Origin of the sequence: Pseudomonas sp. Nvir (assembly GCF_963778085.1) — a bacterium.
GTDB lineage: Bacteria > Pseudomonadota > Gammaproteobacteria > Pseudomonadales > Pseudomonadaceae > Aquipseudomonas > Aquipseudomonas juntendi.
In genome coordinates, this window is the sequence record NZ_OY970405.1 from 5404907 (window position 1) to 5426713 (window position 21807).

Genomic DNA, 21807 nt, shown 5'->3' on the forward strand with positions numbered 1-21807 from the left:
TTGAGCTGCAAGTTGCAAGCGGCAAGTTACAACAAAAGCCCAGCCGGCACTCGGCTGCTTTTCTCTTGAGGCTTGGAGCCAAGGGCTTGCAGCTGCATTTTTAACACACTCCGGGTGGCCGTTCCATCTGCGCCGCCCCTTGACCAGCGGCGTTCACAGCGCCACCCTGAGCCACTTTTCTTTCGACCCATCGCGGCAACGCGCCGCCAAGAGGAACCACCCCATGAGCGTTCGCCTCGGCATTGTCATGGACCCGATCGCGTCCATCTCCTACAAAAAGGACAGCTCGCTGGCCATGCTGCTGGCCGCCCAGGCACGCGGCTGGAGCCTGTTCTACATGGAGCAGCGCGACCTGTACCAGGGCGAAGGCAAAGCCCGTGCGCGCATGCGCCCACTGAACGTTTTCGCCGACCCGGCCCGCTGGTTCGAGCTGGGCGAAGAACAGGACAGCCCCCTGGCCGAGCTGGACGTGATCCTGATGCGCAAGGACCCGCCGTTCGACATGGAGTTCGTCTACAGCACCTACCTGCTGGAGCAAGCCGAGAACGATGGCGTGCTGGTGGTCAACCGCCCGCAAAGCCTGCGTGACTGCAACGAAAAACTGTTCGCCACGCTGTTCCCACAGTGCACGCCACCGACGCTGGTCAGCCGCCGCCCGGACATCATCCGCGAGTTTGCCGCCAAGCATGGTGACGTGATCCTCAAACCGCTGGATGGCATGGGCGGCACGTCGATCTTCCGCCACCGGGTGGGCGACCCGAACCTGTCGGTGATCCTCGAAACCCTGACCGCGCTGGGTGCCCAGCAGATCATGGCACAGGCCTACCTGCCGGCGATCAAGGACGGCGACAAGCGCATCCTGATGATCGACGGCGAGCCGGTCGACTACTGCCTGGCGCGCATTCCGGCCAGCGGCGAAACCCGTGGCAACCTGGCTGCCGGTGGCCGCGGCGAGGCGCGCCCGCTGAGCGACCGGGACCGCTGGATTGCCGCCCAGGTGGGGCCAACCCTGCGCGAGAAAGGCCTGTTGTTCGTGGGCCTCGACGTGATCGGCGATTACCTCACCGAGATCAACGTCACCAGCCCGACCTGCATTCGCGAAATCGACAACGCCTACAACACCGATATCGGCGGCAAGCTGATGGATGCCATTGATCGCCAGTTGCAGGCGCGCTGACCGCCGACGCACGGCATTTACCCGGAGTGGGGTATGATGCGGGTCCCATTTGCCTGGCCTGCTGCCCCGCCCTGCGGTTGCTGGATACCCGATGACGCTGCCCGCTGATATCCCTTCCGACCTGCTGCCCCCACGCGTTCGCCCAGTGGACCGGCTCGGTTTCACGCTGTTCCTGGCTGCGCTGGTGCACCTGGCGCTGATCCTCGGCGTCGGTTTCACCGTGGTCAAGCCTGCCGAAATCCGCCATACCATGGACATTACCCTGGCCACCTTCAAAAGCGAAAAACCGCCGGAGAAAGCTGATTTTCAGGCCCAGGACAACCAGCAAGGTAGCGGCACCCTGGACAAGAAGGCGGTGCCCAAGACCACCGAAGTGGCGCCGTTCCAGGACAGCAAGATCAACAAGATCACCCCCCCGCCGGCAGTCAAGCCGGAAGTGGTGCCGCCACCAACCCCGCAGAAGTCGGCGGTGGTGACCACCGCGCCCAAGGCGCACAAGGTCGAGCCCAAGCCCAAACCGAGCAAGGCCCAACCCAAGCCAGCCGCGCCCGCCCCGGACTTCGACAGCTCGCAGCTGTCCAGCCAGATCGCCAGCCTGGAGGCAGAGCTGTCCAACGAACAGCAACTGTACGCCAAGCGCCCGCGCATCCACCGCCTGAACGCTGCCTCGACCATGCGCGACAAGGGCGCCTGGTACAAGGAAGAGTGGCGCAAGAAAGTCGAGCGGGTGGGCAACCTCAACTACCCCGACGAGGCGCGCCGGCAGCAGATCTACGGCAACCTGCGCATGATGGTCTCGATCAACCGCGACGGCTCGCTGTACGAAGTGCTGGTACTGGAGTCGTCCGGGCAGCCGGTGCTGGACCAGGCAGCGCAGCGTATCGTGCGGCTGGCGGCGCCGTTCGCACCGTTTACCGGGGACCTGGCCGAGTTCGACCGCCTGGAGATCATCCGCACCTGGCGCTTTGCCCGTGGGGACCGTTTGTCCAGTAACTGAGTTATGCCTTGGGTTCAGGGCTTGCGATATGCGGTGGCGCGGATATCGAGCGCCGCCCGCGCGGCGCATCGCGAGCTGCGCTCGCTCCTACGTTTGTTTCGGGCCAGTCATGCCTGTGATGGCGGCGCGCGACCGCCTTGTCTGTACCCTTCGATAGTGAGCCATGCGCCAAGACGGTCGCGCGCGATGGGCACAGGATTTATTGGCCCGAAACAAACGTAGGAGCGAGCGCAGCTCGCGATGCGCCGCGCGGGCGGCGCTCGATCTCACAACCAACAAAACCCTCAAGACACTGACCAACCAAACGACACAAAGCGGACCTTGTCAGCCCCGCCACCTGGCGCCACACTATCCCCCATGAAAACCCTCGCCCCGAGCTACCTCAAGCATCAGTTCCTGATCGCCATGCCGCACATGGCCGATCCGAACTTCGCCCAGACCCTCACGTACATTGTCGAGCACAACGCCCATGGCGCCATGGGCCTGGTGGTGAATCGGCCGCAGGAACTGAGCCTGGCCGATATTCTCGAGCAATTGCGCCCGGACGAAACGCCGCCGGACAGCACTTTGCAGGTGCCGATCTACCAGGGCGGCCCGGTGCAGACCGACCGTGGCTTCGTGCTGCACAGCAGCGAGTGCAGCTTCCAGGCGAGCGTGGCGCTGGAAGGGCTGACGCTGAGCACGTCGCAGGACATCCTGCTGGCCATTGCCGCCGGGGTCGGCCCCAAGCAAAGCCTGATCACGCTCGGCTATGCCGGCTGGGAAGCCGGCCAGCTGGAAGCGGAGCTGGCCGACAATGCCTGGCTCAACTGCCCGTTCGACCCGCAAATCATCTTTGAAATGGCCAGTGACCTGCGCCTGGAAGCCGCCGCCGCCAGCCTGGGCATCAACCTGCACCTGCTGACCAGCCAGGCGGGCCACGCCTGATGGCCGAACTACGCCTGCTGCTGGGTTTCGACTATGGCAGCAAACAGATCGGTGTGGCCGTCGGCCAGGTCATCACCGGCCAGGCCCGCGAGCTGTGCACGCTGAAGGCGCAGAACGGCGTGCCGGACTGGGCCCAGGTGGAAAAGCTGATTGCCGAATGGAAGCCGGACGCCATCGTCGTCGGCCTGCCATTGAACATGGACGGCACGCCCAGCGAAATGAGCGCCCGCGCCGAAAAATTTGCCCGCCGCCTCAATGGCCGCTTCAACCTGCCCGTGCACACCCACGACGAGCGCCTGACCACCTTCGAGGCCAAAGGCGAGCGCATGGCCCGTGGCGGCCAGCGCGGCAGCTACCGCGACAACCCGGTCGATGCCATCGCCGCGGCCCTGTTGCTGCAAGGCTGGCTGGAGGCCAATACCTGATCATCTTTGCCGCCGGCCATGCCCGGCGCACCCTTCCGAGGAGCCCGCAATGAGCCTACCCAACCCCGCCGAGCTGGTCCGGCAGATGGCTGTCGACCTTCGCGCCCACCTGGCCCGCCGCAGCATCAGCGGGCCGCGTTACATCGGTATTCGTACAGGTGGTGTCTGGGTTGCCCAGGCCCTGCAGGAGGCCATGGGCGACGAGAGTGCCATGGGTACCCTGGACGTCTCGTTCTACCGCGATGACTTCAGCCAGAATGGCCTGCACCCGCAGGTACGCCCGTCCGAGCTGCCGTTCGAAGTCGAAGGCCAGCACCTGGTGCTGGTGGATGACGTGCTGATGAGCGGCCGCACCATCCGCGCGGCGCTCAACGAACTGTTCGATTATGGCCGCCCGGCCAGCGTCACCCTGGTCTGCCTGGTGGACCTGGATGCCGGCGAACTGCCAATCCGCCCGAATGTGGTCGGCGCCACCCTGTCGCTGGCCCCCGATGAACGGGTAAAATTGACCGGGCCCGCACCGCTCGCCCTCGAGCGCCAGGACCTCGCCCCCGCTTCCGCCCTTTAAGAGTCCCCCGCGATGACGCCAATCGACGCCAAGCGCCCGCTGCAGCTCAATGACCAGGGCCAGCTGCGCCACTTCCTCTCGCTTGACGGTTTGCCCCGCGAACTGCTCACCGAGATCCTCGACACCGCCGACTCCTTCCTGGAAGTCGGTGCCCGGGCCGTGAAAAAAGTCCCTTTGCTGCGCGGCAAGACCGTGTGCAACGTGTTCTTCGAGAACTCGACCCGTACCCGCACCACCTTCGAGCTGGCAGCCCAGCGCCTGTCTGCCGACGTGATCAGCCTGAATGTGTCGACGTCCTCGACCAGCAAGGGCGAGACCTTGTTCGACACCCTGCGCAACCTCGAAGCCATGGCCGCCGACATGTTCGTTGTGCGCCACTCCGACTCGGGGGCTGCGCATTTCATCGCCGAGCACGTGTGCCCGCACGTTGCCGTGATCAACGGTGGTGACGGCCGCCATGCGCACCCGACCCAGGGCATGCTCGACATGCTGACCATCCGTCGCCACAAGGGCAGTTTCGAGAACCTGTCGGTAGCGATCGTCGGCGATATCCTGCACTCGCGGGTAGCCCGCTCCGACATGCTGGCGCTCAAGGCCCTGGGTTGCCCGGACATTCGCGTGATCGGGCCGAAAACCCTGATCCCGGTCGGTATCGAGCAGTACGGCGTGAAGGTCTATACCGACCTCGCCGAGGGCCTGAAGGATGTCGACGTGGTGATCATGCTGCGCCTGCAGCGTGAGCGCATGGCCGGTGGCCTGCTGCCCAGCGAAGGCGAGTTCTACCGCCTGTTCGGCCTGACCACCGCCCGCCTGGCCGGGGCCAAGCCGGATGCCATCGTCATGCACCCAGGCCCGATCAACCGAGGCGTGGAGATTGAGTCGGCGGTGGCCGACGGCAAGCATTCGGTGATCCTCAACCAGGTTACCTACGGCATCGCTGTACGCATGGCAGTGCTGTCCATGGCCATGAGCGGGCAAAACGCGCAACGTCAATTCGACCAGGAGAACGCCCAGTGACCATCAGCATTCTTGGCGCCCGGGTCATCGACCCCAACAGCGGCCTGGACCAGGTCACCGACCTGCACCTGGACGGTGGCCGCATTGCTGCCATCGGCGCCGCCCCGGCCGGTTTCAGCGCCAGCCGCACGATCCAGGCGCAAGGCCTGGTTGCCGCGCCTGGCCTGGTCGACCTTGGCGTGTCCCTGCGCGAACCGGGCTTTAGCCGCAAAGGCAACATCGCCAGCGAAACCCGCGCAGCCGTGGCCGGCGGCGTGACCAGCCTGTGCTGCCCACCGCAAACCAAGCCGGTGCTGGACACCTCGGCCGTGGCCGAGCTGATTCTCGACCGTGCCCGCGAAGCGGCCAACAGCAAGGTCTACCCGATCGGCGCCCTGACCAAGGGCCTGGAAGGCGAGCAACTGGCGGAACTGGTGGCCCTGCGTGACACCGGTTGCGTGGCATTCGGCAACGGCCTGAAGGAAATCCCCAACAACCGTACCTTGGCCCGCGCCCTGGAGTATGCCGCCACCTTCGACCTGACGGTGGTGTTCCATTCCCAGGACCGCGACCTGGCCCAGGGCGGCCTGGCCCACGAAGGCGCCATGGCCAGTTTCCTTGGCTTGCCGGGCATTCCGGAAAGTGCCGAAACCGTGGCCTTGGCGCGCAACCTGCTGCTGGTCGAGCAGAGCGGCGTGCGCGCGCACTTCAGCCAGATCACCAGCGCCCGTGGCGCGCGGCTGATCGCCCAGGCCCAGGCACTTGGCCTGCCGGTAACCGCTGACGTGGCGCTGTACCAGCTGATTCTCACCGACGAGTCGCTGCGCGAGTTCTCCAGCCTGTACCACGTGCAGCCACCGCTGCGTACTGCTGCTGACCGTGACGGCCTGCGTGAAGCGGTCAAGTCTGGCGTGATCCAGGCGATTTCCAGCCACCACCAGCCGCACGAACGCGATGCCAAGCTGGCCCCTTTCGGTGCTACCGAACCGGGTATCAGCAGCGTCGAGTTGCTGCTGCCGCTGGCCATGACCCTGGTGCAGGACGGCCTGCTCGACCTGCCCACCCTGCTCGCCCGCCTGAGCAGCGGCCCGGCTGCCGCCCTGCGCCTGCCTGCCGGTGAGTTGAAAGCAGGCGGCGCGGCCGACCTGGTGCTGTTCGACCCGCAAGCCTCGACCGTTGCCGGCGAGCAATGGCTGTCGCGGGGTGAGAACTGCCCGTTCATCGGCCACTGCCTGCCGGGTGCGGTGCGTTATACCTTGGTCGATGGGCACGTTTGCCATGAGGCCTGAGTAACCCTTTTCGCGGGCACGCCCGCTCCCACAGGGTTACCACATGCTTCGAGATTGTGGTGATCCTGTGGGAGCGGGCATGCCCGCGAATGCCCTCACACCGCGCCCCCGGCCTGGCGCGACCATTCATCCCCCACGGTTGAAATCCTTCCCCCACCCCCATATGAGTCTGCATCAGGCACTTTCGCCCCGCTGCGTGGAGACTCTCCCCTTGACCACCATCGTTTCTGTCCGCCGTAACGGCAAAGTCGTCATGGGCGGCGACGGCCAGGTATCCCTCGGCAACACGGTAATGAAAGGCAACGCCAAGAAAGTGCGCCGCCTGTACCACGGCCAGGTCATCGCCGGCTTCGCCGGTGCCACCGCCGACGCATTCACCCTGTTCGAGCGCTTTGAAGGGCAGCTGGAGAAACACCAGGGCCACCTGATCCGTGCCGCCGTCGAGCTGGCCAAGGAATGGCGTACCGACCGTTCCCTGAGCCGCCTGGAAGCCATGCTGGCCGTGGCCAACAAGGATGCCTCGCTGATCATCACCGGCAACGGCGACGTGGTCGAACCCGAAGATGGCCTGATCGCCATGGGTTCCGGTGGTGCCTACGCCCAGGCTGCCGCCCGCGCACTGCTGAACAAGACCGACCTCTCGGCCCGTGAAATCGCCGAGACCGCCCTGAACATCGCCGGCGACATCTGCGTGTTCACCAACCATAACCTGACCATCGAGGAGCAGGACCTGGCCGACTGACTCAGCTGTTCTGGCGCCCCATCCCGGTGATGGGGCTTTTCCACGCTGACTCATCTGCCCAAGGACCCAATTGATCATGTCCATGACCCCCCGCGAGATCGTCCACGAACTCAACCGCCACATCATCGGCCAGGACGACGCCAAGCGCGCCGTGGCCATTGCCCTGCGCAACCGCTGGCGGCGGATGCAGCTGCCGGCTGAGCTGCGCGCCGAAGTGACGCCGAAGAACATCCTGATGATCGGCCCGACCGGTGTCGGCAAGACCGAAATCGCCCGCCGCCTGGCCAAGCTGGCCAACGCCCCGTTCCTCAAGGTCGAAGCCACCAAGTTCACCGAAGTCGGCTACGTCGGCCGTGACGTCGAGTCGATCATCCGCGACCTGGCCGATGCCGCACTGAAGATGCTGCGCGAGCAGGAGATCATCCGCGTGCGCCACCGCGCCGAAGACGCCGCCGAAGACCGTATCCTCGATGCCCTGCTGCCGCAGGCGAGGGTGACCAGCTTCAACGAGGAAGCCGCGCAGACCAGTAGCGACTCCAACACCCGCCAGCTTTTCCGCAAGCGCCTGCGCGAAGGCCAGCTGGATGACAAGGAAATCGAGATCGAAGTCGCCGATGCCGTAGGTGTCGAAATTGCCGCGCCGCCCGGCATGGAAGAAATGACCAACCAGCTGCAAAGTCTGTTCGCCAACATGGGCAAGGGCAAGCGCAAGGCGCGCAAGCTGAAGGTCAAAGAAGCGCTGAAGATGGTCCGCGATGAAGAAGCGGGCCGCCTGGTCAACGAGGAAGAGCTCAAGGCCAAGGCCCTGGAGGCGGTCGAGCAGCACGGTATCGTGTTCATCGACGAAATCGACAAGGTCGCCAAGCGCGGTAATGTCGGCGGTGCCGATGTGTCCCGTGAAGGCGTGCAGCGCGACCTGCTGCCGCTGATCGAAGGCTGCACCGTCAACACCAAGCTGGGTATGGTCAAGACCGACCACATCCTGTTCATTGCCTCGGGCGCGTTCCACCTGAGCAAGCCCAGCGACCTGGTACCCGAGCTGCAAGGCCGCCTGCCGATCCGTGTAGAGCTCAAGGCACTGACCCCGGAAGACTTCGAGCGTATTTTGCGCGAGCCGCACGCTTCGCTGACCGAGCAGTACCAGGCGCTGCTGAAAACCGAAGGCCTGAACATCGAGTTCGTCGCCGACGGCATCAAGCGCCTGGCCGAAATTGCCTATCAGGTCAACGAGAAAACCGAGAACATCGGTGCCCGTCGCCTGCATACCCTGCTGGAGCGCCTGCTTGAAGAGGTGTCGTTCAGTGCCGGTGACCTGGCCAGCGCCCATGACGAAACGCCGATCCAGATCGACGCGGCCTATGTGAACAGCCACCTGGGTGAGCTGGCGCAGAACGAAGACCTGTCGCGTTACATCCTGTAAGCGGCAAGCTGCAAGCGACGAGCTGTTCGACGTCGCTTGCAGCACCGCAAAACATGGCCGTTACATGTCTTGGCCATCTCCTCTTGCAGCTTGAGGCTCGAAGCTTGAAGCTTGAGTCTTGTCGCCAAGAAGAGATTCAGCCCATGGCCCGCATGCCCACCGCCATCAACCTGCACAAAGCCTCGAAAACCCTCAGCCTTACCTATGCGCCCGGTGAGGTCTACACCCTGCCCGCCGAGTTCCTGCGCGTGCACTCCCCCTCCGCCGAGGTCCAGGGCCACGGCAACCCCATTCTGCAAGTCGGCAAGCTCAACGTCGGCCTCAGCGGCATCGAGCCAGCCGGCCAATATGCACTGAAACTGACCTTCGACGACGGCCATGACAGCGGCCTGTTCACCTGGGAATACCTGGAACAGCTGTGCCTGCGCCAAAACGAGCTGTGGGCCGAATACCTCGACGAGCTGCACAAGGCCGGCAAGTCCCGCGACCCGGCTGAGTCGGTCGTCAAATTCATGCTCTAGCGCAAGGGCTGCAAGGTTTAGAGCGCATTTTCTAGATCCATCTGTTTGAATGGCTGACAGACGGCCCAGTGACGGGCTGTCTTGCGCATTACATGAAAGTCGGGTAACCAATGTGAGTGGCAAGTTCCCTGCATCACGCTGCAGGTATACAGAACCCCGCAGCACCGCTGTTCCTTATCACTGGTCACCCGAGTAGCAGTACCGGGCTCAGGGCTGTGCCCCCGTCACAGCAACCGGTACTCGTCTCAGGACAACGGAGCGTCGTAGATGAGTAACAAGAACAACGATGAGCTGCAGCGGCAGGCCTCGGAAAACACCCTGGGGCTGAACCCGATCATCGGCATTCGCCGCAAAGACCTGTTGAGTTCGGCACGCACCGTATTGCGCCAGGCCGTGCGCCAACCGCTGCACAGCGCAAAGCATGTGGCCCATTTTGGCCTGGAACTGAAAAACGTCCTGCTGGGCAAATCCAGCCTGGCCCCGGGTAGCGACGACCGACGCTTCAACGACCCGGCCTGGAGCAGCAACCCGCTGTACCGCCGCTAACTGCAGACGTATCTGGCCTGGCGCAACGAACTGCAGGACTGGATCGGCAGCAGTGACCTGTCACCTCAGGACATCAGCCGCGGCCAGTTCGTCATCAACCTGATGACCGAAGCCATGGCGCCGACCAACACCTTGTCCAACCCGGCGGCGGTCAAGCGCTTCTTCGAGACCGGTGGCAAGAGCCTGCTCGACGGCTTGTCCAACCTGGCCAAGGACATGGTCAACAACGGCGGCATGCCTAGCCAGGTGAACATGGACGCCTTCGAGGTGGGCAAGAACCTGGGCACCAGCGAAGGCGCGGTGGTGTACCGCAATGATGTGCTGGAACTGATCCAGTACAGCCCGATCACCGAACAGGTGCACGCCCGGCCACTGCTGGTGGTGCCGCCGCAGATCAACAAGTTCTACGTATTCGACCTGAGCCCGGAAAAGAGCCTGGCTCGTTTTTGCCTGCGCTCGCAGCAGCAAACCTTCATCATCAGCTGGCGCAACCCGACCAAGGCCCAGCGTGAATGGGGCTTGTCCACCTACATCGACGCACTCAAGGAAGCCGTCGACGCCGTATTGGCGATTACCGGCAGCAAGGACCTGAACATGCTCGGTGCCTGCTCTGGCGGCATCACCTGCACGGCACTGGTAGGGCACTACGCAGCCCTCGGCGAGCACAAGATCAATGCCCTGACCCTGCTGGTCAGCGTGCTGGACACTACGATAGATACCCAGGTGGCGCTGTTCGTCGACGAGCAGACCCTGGAAGCCGCCAAGCGCCACTCCTACCAGGCCGGTGTGCTGGAAGGCAGCGAGATGGCCAAGGTGTTCGCCTGGATGCGCCCCAACGACCTGATCTGGAACTACTGGGTGAACAACTACCTGCTCGGCAACGAGCCGCCGGTGTTCGACATCCTGTTCTGGAACAACGACACCACGCGCCTGCCCGCCGCCTTCCATGGCGACCTGATCGAAATGTTCAAGACCAACCCGCTGACGCGCCCCAACGCCCTGGAAGTGTGCGGCACCCCCATCGATCTGAAAAACGTGCAGTGCGACATTTTCAGCGTGGCGGGTACCGCTGACCACATTACCCCGTGGCAGTCGTGCTACCGCTCGGCCCACCTGTTCGGGGGCAAGATCGAGTTCGTGCTGTCCAACAGCGGGCATATCCAGAGCATTCTCAACCCGCCGGGCAACCCCAAGGCACGCTTCATGACCGGTGACGACCGCCCGGGTGATCCGCTGGCCTGGCAGGAAAATGCCACCAAGCATGCCGACTCCTGGTGGCTGCACTGGCAAGGCTGGCTGGCCGAGCGCGCAGGCGAACTGAAAAAAGCGCCGACCCGCCTGGGCAACCGTGCCTATGCTGCGGGCGAGGCGGCCCCAGGCACCTACGTTCACGAGCGTTGAGTGGCAGCGCCGTGGCGGCCCTCAGGGCGCCACGGTGTTCATTTCACCCAAGAGTCACGCGCATGACGCAACCGTATATCTTCCGGACCGTCGAGCTGGACAACCAGTCCATCCGCACCGCCGTCCGCCCCGGCAAGCCGCACTTGACGCCGCTGCTGATCTTCAATGGCATCGGCGCCAACCTGGAGCTGGTATTCCCGTTCATCGAAGCACTGGACCCGGACCTGGAAGTGATCGCTTTCGACGTACCCGGTGTCGGCGGCTCGTCCACCCCGCGCCACCCGTATCGCTTCCCCGGGCTGGCCAAGCTGACGGCACGGATGCTCGATTACCTCGATTACGGCCAGGTCAATGTGATTGGGGTGTCCTGGGGCGGCGCCCTGGCCCAGCAGTTCGCCCACGACTACCCCGAACGCTGCAGGAAGCTGATACTCGCCGCCACTGCCGCCGGTGCCGTGATGGTACCCGGCAAGCCCAAGGTGCTGTGGATGATGGCCAGCCCCAGGCGCTATGTGCAGCCGTCCCATGTCTTGCGCATTGCCCCGCTGATCTACGGCGGCGGTTTTCGCCGGGACCCAGAGCTGGCCATGCACCACGCAGCCAAGGTGCGCTCCGGCGGCAAGATGGGCTACTACTGGCAGCTGTTCGCCGGCCTGGGCTGGACCAGCATTCACTGGCTGCACAAGATCCAGCAGCCGACCCTGGTACTGGCGGGCGACGACGACCCGCTGATCCCGCTGGTTAACATGCGCCTGCTGGCCTGGCGGATTCCCAACGCCGAGCTACATATTATCGACGACGGCCATTTGTTCCTGATTACCCGAGCCGAGGCTGTCGCGCCAATCATCATGAAGTTCCTGCAGCAAGAACGTCAGCGCGCCGTGATGCACCCGCGCCCGGCCTCGGGAGGGTAAGCGCCAGCACCGCGAAAGGGGCTAAAACGCGCAATGGGTCAGACAAGGGAGTGTTGCCATGACAGACAAACCGGCCAAAGGATCGCAAACGCTCCCTGCCGGCAGAATGACCGTGCAGCATGCCATGCTCGGCCTGCGCGGCCGCGACCTGCTGGCCACGCTACGCAATGTCGGCCGCCACGGGCTGCGCCACCCGTTGCATACCGCCCATCACCTGCTGGCCCTTGGCGGGCAACTGGGGCGGGTGATGCTGGGCGATTCACCGCTTCAACCCAACCCGCGTGACAACCGGTTCAGCGACCCTGCATGGAGCCTGAACCCGTTCTACCGCCGAGGCCTGCAAGCCTACCTGGCCTGGCAGCAGCAGACCCGCCAGTGGATCGACGAAAGCCAGCTGCATGACGATGACCGGGCCCGCGCCCACGTTCTGTTCAACCTGCTCAACGATGCGCTGGCCCCCAGCAACTCGCTGCTCAACCCGCTGGCCGTGAAGGAACTGTTCAACACCGGTGGCCAGAGCCTGGTGCGCGGCCTGGCCCACCTGCTCGAAGACCTGCGCCACAACGATGGCCTGCCGCGCCAGGTCGATGAGCGGGCCTTCGACGTGGGCCGCAACCTGGCCGCCACCCCTGGGGCCGTGGTATTTCGCAACGAGCTGCTGGAGCTGATCCAGTACCGGCCGATGAGTGAAAAACAGCACAGCCGCCCGCTGTTGGTGGTGCCGCCGCAGATCAACAAGTTCTATATCTTCGACCTGAGCACGAACAACAGCTTCGTCCAGTACATGCTCAAGAACAACTTGCAGGTGTTCATGGTCAGCTGGCGCAACCCAGACCCGCGCCACCGTGAATGGGGCCTGTCCAGCTACGTGCAGGCGCTGGAAGAAGCCCTGGATGCCTGCCGCCGCATCAGCGGCAACCGCGACCCCAACCTCATGGGCGCTTGCGCCGGCGGCCTGACCATGGCCGCCTTGCAAGGCCACCTGCAAGCCAGGAACCAGTTGCGCCGGGTGCGCAGTGCCACCTACCTGGTCAGCCTGCTGGACAGCAAGTTCGACAGCCCGGCCAGCCTGTTCGCCGACGAGCAGACCCTGCAGGCAGCCAAACGCCGCTCTCACCAGCGCGGCGTGCTGGACGGCGCCGAAGTGGCGCGGGTGTTTGCCTGGATGCGCCCCAACGACCTGATCTGGAACTACTGGGTCAACAACTACCTGCTCGGCAAGACACCGCCTGCGTTCGACATTCTCTACTGGAACGCCGACAGCACGCGCCTGCCTGCCGCATTGCATGGCGACCTGCTGGATTTCTTCAAGCTCAACCCGTTGACCTACCCGGCCGGGCTGGAGGTCTGCGGCACGCCAATCGACCTGCAACAGGTCAGCGTGGACAGTTTTACCGTCGCCGGCAGCAACGACCACATCACCCCCTGGGACGCGGTGTACCGGTCGGCCTTGCTGCTGGGCGGTGAGCGCCGCTTCGTGCTGGCCAACAGCGGGCATATCCAGAGCATCATCAACCCGCCAGGCAACCCCAAGGCCTATTACCTGACCAACCCCGGCCTGAGCAGTGACCCGCGCGCCTGGTTCCACGAGGCTACGCGCAGCGAGGGTAGCTGGTGGCCGTTGTGGCTGGCGTGGATCACCCAGCGCTCCGGGCCGCTCAAGGCGCCACGCAACGACCTGGGCAACGCCACCCACCCGCCCTTGGCCCCTGCGCCCGGCACCTATGTGCTGACCCGATGAGCAGACCGACCGGATGAAAACCCGCGATCGTATCCTTGAGTGCGCCCTGCAGCTGTTCAACCAGCAGGGCGAGCCGAACGTATCGACCCTGGAGATTGCCAACGAGCTGGGTATCAGCCCGGGCAACCTCTACTACCACTTCCACGGCAAGGAGCCCCTGGTACTGGGGTTGTTCGAGCGCTTCGAAGAAGCGCTGATGCCGCTGCTGGACCCGCCGCTGGAAGTGCGCCTGGATGCCGAGGACTACTGGCTGTTCCTGCACCTGATCGTCGAGCACATGGCGCAGTACCGGTTTCTGTTCCAGGACCTGTCGAACCTGACCGGGCGCCTGCCCAAGCTGGCCCGCGGCATGCGCAGCCTGATCAACGCCCTGAAGCGCACGCTGGCGGCACTGCTGGCCAGCCTCAAGGGCCAGGGCCTGGTACAGAGTGACACCCAGGCCTTGGGGCAACTGGTGGAACAGATCACCCTGACGCTGCTGTTCTCGCTGGATTACCAGCGGGTGCTGGGGCGCGCAGGGGATGTGGGAATCGTGGTGTACCAGGTGATGATGCTGGTGGCGCCGCACCTGCAGGCTCAGGCCCGGGGGGCAGCCGAGCAGTTGGCGATGAAGTATCTGGAGGACTAGCCCTGCAGGGGCTGTGCTGCCGCCGCCAACGCATTCGCGGGTGAACCCGCGCCTACAGGGTTGTGCTGAACCTGTAGGCGCGGGGCCACCCGCGAAGAGGGCGTTGCGGTATCAGATCAGGGTACCGGTCCCGTTGGCCGCCGACGGCGTGTTGCTGGCCGGGGCTGCAGCCGGGGCCGGGGCGTCGGTTGCGGCAGGTGCGGCGCTGGCCGCCGGCTTGGCCGGTGCTTTCTTCGCTGCAGGCTTCCTGGCTGCTGCCGGTTTGGCTGCCGCAGGCCTGGCGGCGGGTTTCGCTGCTGCCGCCTTGCTTGCAGGTTTGGCAGCCGCAGGTTTTGCCGCGGCCGCCTTGGCTGCAGGTTTCGCCGCAGCGGTTTTGGCTGCGGGTTTGGCCGCTGCCGCCTTGGCCAGTGGCTTGGCTGCCGCCTTGCTGGCTGCCGGCTTGGCTGCGGCCCCTCGCGACGAAACCGGCGCCACCGAGGCACCGGTCAGCTTCTCGATCTGCTTGGTCAGGCTGTCTACCTGTTGGTGCAGGGCCTTGATTTCGTTGCGGCTTGGTACACCCAGGCGCGAGATGGCGCTGTTCAGGCGTTTATCGAAAGCCTCTTCGAGTTCGCTCCACTTGCCCAGCGCCCGGTCCTTCACGCCGGACACCCGCGAAGTGGTCGAAGACTTGGCGCTTTCGGCCACATCTTCGGCGCTCTTCTTGGCCTGCTTTTCGGCCTTCTCGCCATCTTTCACCAGCGAGTCGAAAAGCTTGGGGCCGTCCTGGTCGATCTTCGAATAGATACCCAGCCCCGCCAGCCAGATCTTGCGGGAGTACTTTTCGATCCCGCCGACCCAGGAGCTGCCTGCTTTGTCGGTATTCTTCTTGCCAGCCATCCTGCTCTCCTTATGGTTTGTGCGCGACGCGCTCAAGCAGCTCGTGCAGCTGTTCAAGCTTGATCGACAGCGCCTCAACGTCATGTTTAGACGGTATGCCAAGGCGATTCAAGGCGCGCCCTACCCGTGCGTCGAAAGCTTTTTCGATCTTGTCGAGTTGAATTTCAACCTTGCCACGTACGCGGCTCACTTCCTGGGCGGCGTCATCGATCTGCTGGTTGGCGGCGTCCAGCTCTTTATCAATGCGCTTCTTGCCCCGCTTCTCGACACCTTCGCCGGCCTTGACCAGCGCCTGGAAATAGTCGGCGCCTTCGTGGCCGACACGCGCATAGGCGCCGATGCCCGCCAGCCAGATCTTGCGTGCGTAACCCCGCACCTCACCCAGCGTGCCCGGCGCGTCCGCCTTTTTCTTCACATTCACTTTGGCCATGCTCTGTACCTCATGCTCATGAGTGGAGGAGGAACCGCCCATGGAGGGTGGGCTTGAGCATAAGGTAGAGGCAGGAATTAGAATCTTCACCCTAAGATCGGCGCACTGCTTTATCTACCACAGACGCAGCAGCCCGCTGCTCCAGCATTCGGCTCCCATCAACCGGAGCCTCCTGCCATGCCATCGTCATCGCCCCTCTCGTTCAGGCAGCTTGTAGCCACCCAGTTCGCCAATCGCCCGCGCTTGCGCGAAGTCATGGGGGGCGGAGCCTGACGGCTACTACCTCCCCAGCCGCGAACGCAGCCGTGGCCCTTGGCTGAAACGCTGGAACGGTGAATGGATGCCAACACGGAAACCTTCGTCGGTGTCTACCTGAAGCGGGTGGAACCCTACGACCAGGCACTCGAGGCATTCCTGAAGTCGCTCGATGAGCACCCCGGCGCTTCGCTCGACAATTTGCCGGAGCACCTGCAGGAGCGCCTGCGCGCCCTGCAGGCGCTTCGCCAGGAGACGCGCGCCAACCTCGATGTGTTGGCACTCACCTATGAGAAACAGGCCACGCTGATCAGGGAGCAGATACAACTCTACACCCGCATGGGCGAACCGAAGTACCTCAGGTTCGACCCGCAAGCCACCGCTTCATTCGCGCGAGGCCAATGGTGGGAGCAGTTGCTGCAAACTGACCTGCAGCAGTTCCGCCGCCTGCTCGACATGAATGACTACGAGGTGCTCAAGACCCAGTCCCGTCGCCTGGTGCAATTGCCGTTCGGCCAGGAACAGGCAGAGCTGTACCTGGACTTCAGCAAGCACATCGAAGCCGCACTGGCTGTGCACAGGCGCATCCTCAGTGTCAGCCAACGCCTGGACCATAATCTTGCCGAGGCCATGCAAGACGGGCAGATCCAGTTCCCCGGCAAACGCAAGAAGCTCGACGGCATCATCAGCACCCGGCAGTACTCGACCCTCATTACCCGGGCCAGATCATCAGTGACCCGCATCAACTCGTCGTCCGCAGGGACCGGCTCAGCGCAGACGATTTCGAAAGTACCCTGCTCGCCCAGCAAACCCTGCGCAGCAAGCATTTTCACGAAGCACTGCTGAGCCACGACAGCCTGGCTGCCGCCGGCCTGACGCCCGAACAGCAGAAGGCGCCCCTGGAGAGCGCCCTTCGCGAATACAAGCTGGCCCTGAGCAATACCCAGTACTTGCTTTCACGCAACATGCCTGCGGTGGACAGCAGCCAACTCGAGGCCTACATCGTTGAGCTCAGTATACTGATAAGCCTGGGCGAGGATGACATGGCCAACCTGGCGGCCGCGACCGATCGCCAGGATGCAGTACCCGAGCAACCACTGACCCACAGGGCGCGCAAACAGCTCAAGCCCAATGACTTTCTGGATGTGTACGACATCTATCGCCTGCAGCCCAGGCAGATATCGCCTGCAGCCCAGGCAGATATCGCCTGCAGCCCAGGCAGAAGCTCTGGGAGGCGCACTTCCACTACACCACCGCCAACGCCAATGCCCGGCGCTTTGCCAAAGGCCATTTGAAGTTTCCGGAGGCCATGGGCCGCGACGAGCGCTTGCAACGGGGTGACCTGCGCCTGGACCAGATCGAAGACCTGATCCCGTTCCCCGCCAGCTGAATAAAACGGGCGTCAGGCCAGTGCCTTGTCCAGCGCCCGCTCGATCTCGCCCTTGATGGTGCCGCTCATCATCGACAGCATCATGCCCAGTTTCAGCTCCACGCGGATGCTGTCTTCGCCGATCTGCACGCTACCCTTGGCACCGCTGCGCGCCACATCGACCCGGTCACCGTTCCAGGTGGCCTGGAGGTCGTACTCGCGGCTGAGCTTGTCGACCAGCGCCTGGGCCTTGGCACGGGCGGCGTCACGGCCGAGGGAGTGTTTGCGTTCGACGCTGATCTGGGTCATGCGGGTGTTCCTGAAGATGTAGACATAATCGGCATTATGCCCGCCCCCGGCCACAGGCACACCCTGCCAAGACAAATCCGCCCGTTCGCCCTAGAATGGCGGTAATTTTTTCCGGTGAAGCGATATGAACGACCAGCGCAAAGGCGACCACGCCGAACCCACCACCCATTTCGGCTACCAGGACGTCCCTGAAAGCCAGAAAGCCAAGAAAGTTGCCGAGGTATTCCATTCGGTAGCTGCCAAGTACGACCTGATGAACGACGTGCTCTCCGGCGGCATGCACCGCCTGTGGAAGCGCTTCACCATCGAGCTCTCGGGTGTGCGCAGCGGCAACCGCGTGCTGGACATCGCCGGTGGTACCGGCGACCTTGCCGCCAAGTTCTCGCGCCTGGTCGGCCCGACCGGGCAAGTGGTACTGGCCGACATCAACGACTCGATGCTCAAGGTTGGCCGTGACCGCCTGCTGGACCGCGGTGTGGCCGGCAACATCGAATTCGTGCAGGCCGACGCGGAAAAGCTGCCGTTCCCGGACAACCACTTCGATTGCGTGACCATCGCCTTCGGCCTGCGCAACGTCACCCACAAGGATGCAGCCATCCGCTCGATGCTGCGTGTACTCAAGCCCGGCGGCCGCTTGCTGATCCTGGAGTTCTCCAAGCCGACCAACAAGCTCATGTCCAAGGCCTACGATGCCTACTCGTTCGCCTTCATGCCACTGGCCGGCAAGCTGATCACCAACGACTCCGAAAGCTACCGTTACCTCGCCGAGTCGATCCGCATGCACCCCGACCAGGAAACCCTGAAAAGCATGATGGTCGAGGCCGGCTTCGACCGCGTCACCTACCACAACATGACCAGCGGCATTGTTGCCGTGCACCGGGGAATCAAGCCCTGATGCTGCTGGCCGGGCTGCTCGCCAGTGTCGAACAGGGCCTGAACCGCGTCCTGCGCATGGACAGCACGGCCCTGCCGCGGCTGGGCGCGCTGGCGGGCAAGGTCATCGAGATAGACTGCCGCCAACCGGCCTTGCAGGTGTTCATCCTGCCCGATGAAGAGGGCCTGATGCTCGCCGCCCACTGGGAAGGCGAGGTCGACTGCAGCCTGCGCGCCCCGGCCGGCAGCCTGGCGCAACTGGCCATGGCCAAGGACAAGACTGGCGTGTTGCACAGCCCGCAGGTCGAGCTGCACGGCGACAGCGCCGTGCTGCTCGACCTGTTCGGTGTGCTGCAGGACCTGGAACTGGACTGGGAGCACGAGTTGCAACGCTGGCTCGGCCCGGTGGCCACGGCCATGCTGGCCGGCCACATCCGCCTGCGCGCACGCTGGACCCGCCAGGGCCTGGCGCGCTTCAGCCAGAATTTGTCCGAGTACCTGGCCGAAGAGTCGCGCACGCTGGTCGGCAAGCGCGAAGCCGAGGCTGCCTTCAGCGAACTCGATGCCCTGAAACTCGACACCGAACGCCTTGAGGCGCGCCTCAAGCGCCTTTCCCGATCCCTTGATTCCAGCGATAACGCATGAAGCTGCTCGCCGTCCGCCGCCTTTTCCGCATTCAGCGTGTGGTCATCCGCTACCGCCTGGATGACCTGCTGTTCGATCAACCCCTGCTGCCCTGGTGGCTGGCCAGCCTGCGCCTGCTGATGCCGTGGCGCTGGCTGCCACGCAAGCCGTCCGAGCTCAACCGTGGCGCACGTCTGCGCCTGGCGCTGCAGGACCTGGGGCCGATCTTCATCAAGTTCGGCCAGTTGCTGTCCACCCGCCGCGACCTGCTGCCCCCCGACATCGCCGACGAGCTGATGCTGCTGCAGGACCGCGTGCCGCCATTCGACCCGAAACACGCCGTGGCGTTGATCGAAGCGCAACTGGGTGCCAAGGTGGGCGAGCTGTTCAGCCGCTTCGACGTCGAGCCGCTGGCCTCGGCCTCGGTCGCCCAGGTGCATGCCGCGCGCCTGAAAACGGGCGAAGAGGTGGTGGTCAAGGTGGTCCGCCCCGGCCTCAAGCCGGTCATCGCCCAGGACCTGGCCTGGCTGTTCCTGATTGCCAAGGCCGCCGAGCGCGCCTCGGCCGATGCGCGCCGCCTGCACCCGGTGGACATCGTCGGCGACTACGAAAAAACCATCTACGACGAGCTCGACCTGTTGCGTGAAGCGGCCAATGCCAGCCAGCTGCGGCGTAACTTCGAAGGGTCCGAGCTGATGTACGTGCCCCAGGTGTACTGGGACCTGTGCCGCCCCAAGGTGCTGGTCATGGAGCGCATCTATGGCGTGCCCGTGACCGACATGGCTACCCTGGCCGACCAGCGCACCGACATGAAGCTGCTGGCCGAACGGGGTGTGGAGGTGTTCTTCACCCAGGTGTTCCGCGACAGTTTCTTCCATGCCGACATGCACCCGGGCAACATCTTCGTCAGCACGGTCAAACCGTGGAGCCCGCAGTACATCGCCATCGACTGCGGGATCGTCGGCAGCCTCACCGCCGAAGACCAGGACTACCTGGCGCGCAACCTGTTTGCCTTCTTCAAGCGCGACTACCGGCGTGTGGCCGAGCTGCACATCGATTCAGGCTGGGTCCCGGCGCATACCAAGGTCAACGAATTCGAAGCCGCGATCCGCACCGTGTGCGAACCGATCTTCGAAAAACCGTTAAAGGATATTTCCTTCGGCCAGGTGCTGATGCGCCTGTTCCAGACCGCACGGCGCTTCAACATGGAAGTGCAGCCGCAGTTGGTGCTGCTGCAAAAAACCTTGCTCAACATCGAAGGCCTCGGCCGCCAGCTGTACCCCGACCTGGACCTGTGGAGTACCGCCAAGCCCTACCTGGAACGCTGGATGCGCGAGCGCTACAGCCCCAAGGCCATGTTCGGCAACCTGCACAGCCAGGTCGAGCAGTTGCCGCACCTGGCCGGTATGACCCGCGACCTGCTCGAACGCCTGTCGCAACCGCATTTGCATGACCCGCAACTGCCAGAGTGCCGCAAGGGCGACCGCTGGGCGCTGCGCCTGCTCGGGGCCGGCCTGCTGGGCGGGGGCGCGGTACTGGCCGCGGGTGCTGCCGAGGCCGCCAGCCTGGCCGCGCCTGCAGCCTGGCCCGCCTGGCTGATGCTGGCCGCCGGCCTTTACCTGATCGTGCGCCAATAGCCAGCCGCGCCTGTGGCTGGCACACTAGCGCAAATGGCCCGGTACAGGAGCGGGCTCGCTTTGGAGTCGACGATGAAAGACTGGCTGGACGAGATCAAGTGGAACAGCGATGGCCTGGTGCCAGCGATCGCCCAGGACCACAAGACCGGACGGGTGCTGATGATGGCCTGGATGAACCGCGAATCGCTGGCGCTCACGGCCGCCGAGCAACGCGCCATCTACTGGTCGCGCTCGCGTGGCAAGCTGTGGCGCAAGGGCGAAGAGTCCGGGCATGTGCAGAAGCTGCATGAACTGCGCTTGGACTGCGACGCCGACGTCATCATCCTGATGGTCGAGCAACTGGGCCATATCGCCTGCCATACCGGCCGCGAAAGCTGCTTCTATCGCGTCTACGAAGACGGCCAGTGGAAAATCGTCGACCCGGTCCTCAAGGACCCGGATGCCATCTACAGCGCAGGACACTGACATGAGCGACACCCTCAACCGCCTGGCCGCCGTGCTTGAAGAACGCAAGCAAGCGGCGCCCGACAGCTCCTATGTGGCCAGCCTGTACCACAAGGGCCTGAACAAGATCCTTGAAAAGCTCGGCGAAGAGTCGGTCGAGACCATCATCGCCGCCAAGGACGCCGCGCACAGCAAGGATTACAGCGATGTCATCTACGAAACCGCCGACCTGTGGTTTCATAGCCTGGTGATGCTCAGCGCGCTGGGCCAGCATCCGCAAGCGGTGCTGGACGAGCTGGAGCGCCGCTTCGGGCTGTCCGGGCATGATGAGAAGGCTGCGCGAACGCCTTCTGCCTGATGCATTTGCGGGGGGCGCCGGGCGCCCCTGAAGCTTCACTGACATTTTTCAGGAGTACGAAATGGGTATCTTTGACTGGAAACACTGGATCGTCCTGCTGGTGGTCGTGGTGCTGGTATTCGGCACCAAGAAGCTGAAGAACTTCGGCAGTGACCTGGGCGAGTCGATCAAGGGCTTCCGCAAGGCCATGAACGATGAAGAGCACAAGCCGGCCGAGCAAACCCCGCCGCCTGCCCAGCCTGTGCCGCCAGTGCAGAACACCGCCCAGCCACAGCCAGGCCACACCATCGAGGGCCAGGCACAGCCGGTCCAAGAGCCACAGCGGAAAGACTGACCC

Annotated in this window: 24 protein-coding genes and 1 pseudogene; 22 read left to right on the forward strand and 3 right to left on the reverse strand. The window is 64.1% G+C overall.

Going from position 1 to position 21807, the window contains the following annotated elements:
- The first annotated feature begins 223 nt into the window (after positions 1-223).
- The 14 genes and pseudogenes from gshB to AACG97_RS25935 all read left to right on the forward strand — a co-directional run bounded on the left by gshB (position 224) and on the right by AACG97_RS25935 (position 14292).
- Positions 224-1177 carry a glutathione synthase gene (gshB, locus tag AACG97_RS25870; RefSeq protein ID WP_009682817.1) on the forward strand — a complete coding sequence of 318 codons (954 nt, stop codon included), beginning with the start codon at positions 224-226 and terminating at the stop codon, positions 1175-1177.
- A 91-nt stretch (positions 1178-1268) separates the two neighbouring features.
- Positions 1269-2174: an energy transducer TonB gene (locus AACG97_RS25875; protein ID WP_225786364.1), complete on the forward strand. Its 906-nt coding sequence runs from the start codon at positions 1269-1271 to the stop codon at positions 2172-2174.
- A 357-nt stretch (positions 2175-2531) separates the two neighbouring features.
- Entirely contained in the window at positions 2532-3101 is a 570-nt protein-coding gene (locus AACG97_RS25880) for a YqgE/AlgH family protein (protein WP_009684472.1), read from the forward strand.
- A complete protein-coding gene (ruvX, locus tag AACG97_RS25885; RefSeq protein WP_003249316.1) occupies positions 3101-3526 on the forward strand; it encodes a Holliday junction resolvase RuvX in 426 nt (141 codons plus the stop codon). Before AACG97_RS25880 ends, ruvX begins: the two co-directional genes overlap by 1 nt.
- A gap of 49 nt (positions 3527-3575) precedes the next feature.
- Positions 3576-4094: a bifunctional pyr operon transcriptional regulator/uracil phosphoribosyltransferase PyrR gene (gene pyrR / locus AACG97_RS25890; RefSeq protein ID WP_115294922.1), complete on the forward strand. Its 519-nt coding sequence runs from the start codon at positions 3576-3578 to the stop codon at positions 4092-4094.
- Between the two features lie 12 nt (positions 4095-4106).
- Entirely contained in the window at positions 4107-5111 is a 1005-nt protein-coding gene (locus tag AACG97_RS25895; RefSeq protein WP_009684474.1) for an aspartate carbamoyltransferase catalytic subunit, read from the forward strand.
- Positions 5108-6379, forward strand: coding sequence for a dihydroorotase (locus AACG97_RS25900; protein WP_029887681.1), 1272 nt, complete (start codon positions 5108-5110; stop codon positions 6377-6379). Before AACG97_RS25895 ends, AACG97_RS25900 begins: the two co-directional genes overlap by 4 nt.
- A 211-nt stretch (positions 6380-6590) precedes the next feature.
- Positions 6591-7121: an ATP-dependent protease subunit HslV gene (gene hslV / locus AACG97_RS25905; protein WP_009682353.1), complete on the forward strand. Its 531-nt coding sequence runs from the start codon at positions 6591-6593 to the stop codon at positions 7119-7121.
- 76 nt (positions 7122-7197) lie between these two features.
- Positions 7198-8541, forward strand: a complete 1344-nt coding sequence (gene hslU, locus AACG97_RS25910) for an ATP-dependent protease ATPase subunit HslU (RefSeq protein ID WP_009682354.1) — start codon at positions 7198-7200, stop codon at positions 8539-8541.
- A 143-nt stretch (positions 8542-8684) separates the two neighbouring features.
- A complete protein-coding gene (locus AACG97_RS25915; RefSeq protein ID WP_009682355.1) occupies positions 8685-9062 on the forward strand; it encodes a gamma-butyrobetaine hydroxylase-like domain-containing protein in 378 nt (125 codons plus the stop codon).
- Between the two features lie 267 nt (positions 9063-9329).
- Positions 9330-11009: pseudogene (gene phaC, locus AACG97_RS25920) on the forward strand (class II poly(R)-hydroxyalkanoic acid synthase).
- Positions 11010-11071: 62 nt separating this feature from the next.
- Positions 11072-11923 carry a poly(3-hydroxyalkanoate) depolymerase gene (gene phaZ, locus AACG97_RS25925; protein ID WP_029886363.1) on the forward strand — a complete coding sequence of 284 codons (852 nt, stop codon included), beginning with the start codon at positions 11072-11074 and terminating at the stop codon, positions 11921-11923.
- Positions 11924-11981: 58 nt separating this feature from the next.
- Positions 11982-13664, forward strand: a complete 1683-nt coding sequence (gene phaC / locus AACG97_RS25930) for a class II poly(R)-hydroxyalkanoic acid synthase (protein ID WP_197885965.1) — start codon at positions 11982-11984, stop codon at positions 13662-13664.
- Positions 13665-13677: 13 nt separating this feature from the next.
- Complete coding sequence (locus tag AACG97_RS25935) at positions 13678-14292, forward strand: TetR/AcrR family transcriptional regulator (protein ID WP_047150172.1); 615 nt, start codon at positions 13678-13680, stop codon at positions 14290-14292.
- Positions 14293-14403: 111 nt separating this feature from the next.
- Here AACG97_RS25935 and AACG97_RS25940 read toward each other — a convergent pair whose 3' ends face one another.
- Positions 14404-15171 carry a phasin family protein gene (locus AACG97_RS25940; RefSeq protein ID WP_197885964.1) on the reverse strand — a complete coding sequence of 256 codons (768 nt, stop codon included), beginning with the start codon at positions 15169-15171 and terminating at the stop codon, positions 14404-14406.
- Positions 15172-15181: 10 nt separating this feature from the next.
- Entirely contained in the window at positions 15182-15601 is a 420-nt protein-coding gene (locus AACG97_RS25945; RefSeq protein ID WP_009682364.1) for a phasin family protein, read from the reverse strand.
- Positions 15602-15937: 336 nt separating this feature from the next.
- Between AACG97_RS25945 and AACG97_RS25950 the strand changes: the two genes are divergently transcribed.
- Together AACG97_RS25950 and AACG97_RS25955 are read left to right on the forward strand one after the other, a co-directional pair.
- Positions 15938-16702 carry a hypothetical protein gene (locus AACG97_RS25950; RefSeq protein ID WP_225786362.1) on the forward strand — a complete coding sequence of 255 codons (765 nt, stop codon included), beginning with the start codon at positions 15938-15940 and terminating at the stop codon, positions 16700-16702.
- 104 nt (positions 16703-16806) lie between these two features.
- The gene (locus AACG97_RS25955; protein ID WP_225786361.1) at positions 16807-17151 is read left to right on the forward strand and encodes a hypothetical protein; all 345 of its coding nucleotides are present in this window, start codon (positions 16807-16809) and stop codon (positions 17149-17151) included.
- A gap of 107 nt (positions 17152-17258) precedes the next feature.
- On the opposite strand, the gene AACG97_RS25960 is transcribed toward AACG97_RS25955, so the two are convergent.
- A complete protein-coding gene (locus AACG97_RS25960) occupies positions 17259-17534 on the reverse strand; it encodes a polyhydroxyalkanoic acid system family protein (RefSeq protein WP_009682366.1) in 276 nt (91 codons plus the stop codon).
- A gap of 124 nt (positions 17535-17658) precedes the next feature.
- Here AACG97_RS25960 and ubiE point away from each other — a divergent pair, with 124 nt between their 5' ends.
- From ubiE to AACG97_RS25990, 6 genes are all read left to right on the forward strand, one after another.
- Positions 17659-18429 (forward strand): bifunctional demethylmenaquinone methyltransferase/2-methoxy-6-polyprenyl-1,4-benzoquinol methylase UbiE, encoded by a 771-nt coding sequence (ubiE, locus tag AACG97_RS25965; protein ID WP_009682367.1) that lies wholly within the window; start codon positions 17659-17661, stop codon positions 18427-18429.
- On the forward strand, positions 18429-19052 hold the full coding sequence (locus AACG97_RS25970; RefSeq protein ID WP_009682368.1) for a ubiquinone biosynthesis accessory factor UbiJ: 624 nt from the start codon (positions 18429-18431) through the stop codon (positions 19050-19052). Before ubiE ends, AACG97_RS25970 begins: the two co-directional genes overlap by 1 nt.
- Positions 19049-20668: a ubiquinone biosynthesis regulatory protein kinase UbiB gene (ubiB, locus tag AACG97_RS25975; protein WP_197885962.1), complete on the forward strand. Its 1620-nt coding sequence runs from the start codon at positions 19049-19051 to the stop codon at positions 20666-20668. The genes AACG97_RS25970 and ubiB overlap by 4 nt, the downstream gene beginning before the upstream one ends.
- Before the next feature lie 72 nt (positions 20669-20740).
- Positions 20741-21133 carry a phosphoribosyl-AMP cyclohydrolase gene (hisI, locus tag AACG97_RS25980; RefSeq protein ID WP_003249284.1) on the forward strand — a complete coding sequence of 131 codons (393 nt, stop codon included), beginning with the start codon at positions 20741-20743 and terminating at the stop codon, positions 21131-21133.
- Between the two features lies 1 nt (position 21134).
- Positions 21135-21470: a phosphoribosyl-ATP diphosphatase gene (locus tag AACG97_RS25985; RefSeq protein ID WP_009684306.1), complete on the forward strand. Its 336-nt coding sequence runs from the start codon at positions 21135-21137 to the stop codon at positions 21468-21470.
- A gap of 61 nt (positions 21471-21531) precedes the next feature.
- Positions 21532-21804, forward strand: a complete 273-nt coding sequence (locus tag AACG97_RS25990) for a twin-arginine translocase TatA/TatE family subunit (protein ID WP_029886370.1) — start codon at positions 21532-21534, stop codon at positions 21802-21804.
- The last annotated feature ends 3 nt before the right edge of the window (positions 21805-21807 follow it).

Excerpts from the sequence above, each read along its gene's own strand:
- AACG97_RS25915 (WP_009682355.1), top strand. The coding sequence starts at position 8,685 with ATGGCCCGCATGCCCACCGCCATCAACCTGCACAAAGCCTCGAAAACC.
- hslU (WP_009682354.1), top strand. The coding sequence starts at position 7,198 with ATGTCCATGACCCCCCGCGAGATCGTCCACGAACTCAACCGCCACATC.
- AACG97_RS25950 (WP_225786362.1), top strand. The coding sequence starts at position 15,938 with ATGGATGCCAACACGGAAACCTTCGTCGGTGTCTACCTGAAGCGGGTG.
- AACG97_RS25990 (WP_029886370.1), top strand. The coding sequence starts at position 21,532 with ATGGGTATCTTTGACTGGAAACACTGGATCGTCCTGCTGGTGGTCGTG.
- AACG97_RS25935 (WP_047150172.1), top strand. The coding sequence starts at position 13,678 with ATGAAAACCCGCGATCGTATCCTTGAGTGCGCCCTGCAGCTGTTCAAC.
- phaZ (WP_029886363.1), top strand. The coding sequence starts at position 11,072 with ATGACGCAACCGTATATCTTCCGGACCGTCGAGCTGGACAACCAGTCC.
- gshB (WP_009682817.1), top strand. The coding sequence starts at position 224 with ATGAGCGTTCGCCTCGGCATTGTCATGGACCCGATCGCGTCCATCTCC.
- AACG97_RS25970 (WP_009682368.1), top strand. The coding sequence starts at position 18,429 with ATGCTGCTGGCCGGGCTGCTCGCCAGTGTCGAACAGGGCCTGAACCGC.
- phaC (WP_197885965.1), top strand. The coding sequence starts at position 11,982 with ATGACAGACAAACCGGCCAAAGGATCGCAAACGCTCCCTGCCGGCAGA.
- hisI (WP_003249284.1), top strand. The coding sequence starts at position 20,741 with ATGAAAGACTGGCTGGACGAGATCAAGTGGAACAGCGATGGCCTGGTG.
- AACG97_RS25940 (WP_197885964.1), bottom strand. The coding sequence starts at position 15,171 with ATGGCTGGCAAGAAGAATACCGACAAAGCAGGCAGCTCCTGGGTCGGC.
- AACG97_RS25945 (WP_009682364.1), bottom strand. The coding sequence starts at position 15,601 with ATGGCCAAAGTGAATGTGAAGAAAAAGGCGGACGCGCCGGGCACGCTG.
- ubiB (WP_197885962.1), top strand. The coding sequence starts at position 19,049 with ATGAAGCTGCTCGCCGTCCGCCGCCTTTTCCGCATTCAGCGTGTGGTC.
- AACG97_RS25875 (WP_225786364.1), top strand. The coding sequence starts at position 1,269 with ATGACGCTGCCCGCTGATATCCCTTCCGACCTGCTGCCCCCACGCGTT.
- AACG97_RS25880 (WP_009684472.1), top strand. The coding sequence starts at position 2,532 with ATGAAAACCCTCGCCCCGAGCTACCTCAAGCATCAGTTCCTGATCGCC.
- AACG97_RS25985 (WP_009684306.1), top strand. The coding sequence starts at position 21,135 with ATGAGCGACACCCTCAACCGCCTGGCCGCCGTGCTTGAAGAACGCAAG.
- ruvX (WP_003249316.1), top strand. The coding sequence starts at position 3,101 with ATGGCCGAACTACGCCTGCTGCTGGGTTTCGACTATGGCAGCAAACAG.
- AACG97_RS25960 (WP_009682366.1), bottom strand. The coding sequence starts at position 17,534 with ATGACCCAGATCAGCGTCGAACGCAAACACTCCCTCGGCCGTGACGCC.
- pyrR (WP_115294922.1), top strand. The coding sequence starts at position 3,576 with ATGAGCCTACCCAACCCCGCCGAGCTGGTCCGGCAGATGGCTGTCGAC.
- ubiE (WP_009682367.1), top strand. The coding sequence starts at position 17,659 with ATGAACGACCAGCGCAAAGGCGACCACGCCGAACCCACCACCCATTTC.
- AACG97_RS25895 (WP_009684474.1), top strand. The coding sequence starts at position 4,107 with ATGACGCCAATCGACGCCAAGCGCCCGCTGCAGCTCAATGACCAGGGC.